Source organism: Candidatus Magnetobacterium casense (genome assembly GCF_019173545.1).
GTDB lineage: Bacteria > Nitrospirota > Thermodesulfovibrionia > Thermodesulfovibrionales > Magnetobacteriaceae > Magnetobacterium > Magnetobacterium cryptolimnobacter.
This window is the reverse complement of record NZ_JABXWD010000747.1, coordinates 1-1,157: the sequence shown is the minus strand read 5'-3', so window position 1 is coordinate 1,157 and position 1,157 is coordinate 1. Positions and strand designations below refer to the sequence as shown.

General features: G+C 49.8%; 2 protein-coding genes. Both read left to right on the top strand.

Annotated features, from left to right (window positions below; translation table 11 throughout):
• Positions 1-197 precede the first annotated feature (197 nt).
• Positions 198-530 carry a hypothetical protein gene (locus HWQ67_RS19245; protein WP_218254311.1) on the top strand — a complete coding sequence of 111 codons (333 nt, stop codon included), beginning with the start codon at positions 198-200 and terminating at the stop codon, positions 528-530.
• 13 nt (positions 531-543) lie between these two features.
• The gene (locus HWQ67_RS19240; RefSeq protein ID WP_218254310.1) at positions 544-1,026 is read left to right on the top strand and encodes a hypothetical protein; all 483 of its coding nucleotides are present in this window, start codon (positions 544-546) and stop codon (positions 1,024-1,026) included.
• Positions 1,027-1,157: the final 131 nt, after the last annotated feature.

Sequence of the window (1,157 nt, the reverse complement as noted above, 5' to 3'; positions counted from 1 at the left end):
GCATTGAGGTGTTGAAATGTGTGCTAAAAGTACATGTACAGCGGGAACAGGTCTCAAATGCAAATATAAACAGTCTGCTGGCAATGGCAGAATGACTATTTGCACTTGGGGTGACCTCGCTGCGAAAGGATGCCCCCATTCAAAGGATGGGAAGGCGGTCGTTGATGAGTTAAAAGAAGAGTTGGAGGTTGATTAGAATGGGAGTAGGACAATTCAGCGTGGCAGCTGCTACTGCAGTTGTGGACTATGACATAGCAGACGGTCAATGGTGGCAGCAGGTCGGTTATAACCGATTTATAACCGGCTTTGGTCTCAAGGGTTCGGCTGCAGCTCTCGATACAAAGATGAGGCTGTTAGTTGATACCGTTGAGATTGGGCAGTTTTACAACACAAACACTGGATGCCCAAACATGGATGACGTTATGCCTCTAGGGGGTAACTTCGTTCCGGCAGGCACCAGGATCCACATGTATGTCGTTGATGCGCCAGCCACGAACCCCATCAATGGCGTACTAACTTGGACTCCTTAGGTAGGGTGTTTGAATGAAAAAGGTCAATGTTAACCTAGTTGGGCGGCTCAACAATAAGTTTGATACAACTGAAATGGAGGGTAGCCCAACAATCCCCCTCTACTTAAACGAGGGCATCACCCTTGTAACCTCTGCCGACGAGCTCCTCAAGACCCCTAAGATAAGGCGTGATATCCTTACTGTATCTTCTACGGGCTGGAAGAACGTTTTTCAGGTTCCAAGTGGTAAGCGATACCATATCCTAGCCACACATGGGGACAGGCGCAGCGGCACCACCGCAACCATCACTAATTTTGCAGTGCGTGACTCGAGTGGTGTACTCGGTACTGACCTCGTGAACCTTTTCGAGCAAACCGCAGGCGCGGACCTCATTAGTGGCATGCTAAACGTTCCCATTACCCTAGATTCCTTGATGTATCTAGACTATTGTTTTGCCGCTGCTGGTGGGGATACTGTGAACGTTTATACCCTCTATTTAGAGGAAGAAGCTTACTGAGGGGGTGTTGCTGTTGGGTCTCCTGGCTGCAATAACGACTCCTCTTGACGAGCCCCCCTCCCCTTTTTCGGGGCAACCAAGGAAGCCCCTAGACCGGATAGTCGAGTTTCTTTCCGCCCCGGAGTCTCAAC

Excerpts from the sequence above, each read along its gene's own strand:
- HWQ67_RS19240 (WP_218254310.1), top strand. The coding sequence starts at position 544 with ATGAAAAAGGTCAATGTTAACCTAGTTGGGCGGCTCAACAATAAGTTT.
- HWQ67_RS19245 (WP_218254311.1), top strand. The coding sequence starts at position 198 with ATGGGAGTAGGACAATTCAGCGTGGCAGCTGCTACTGCAGTTGTGGAC.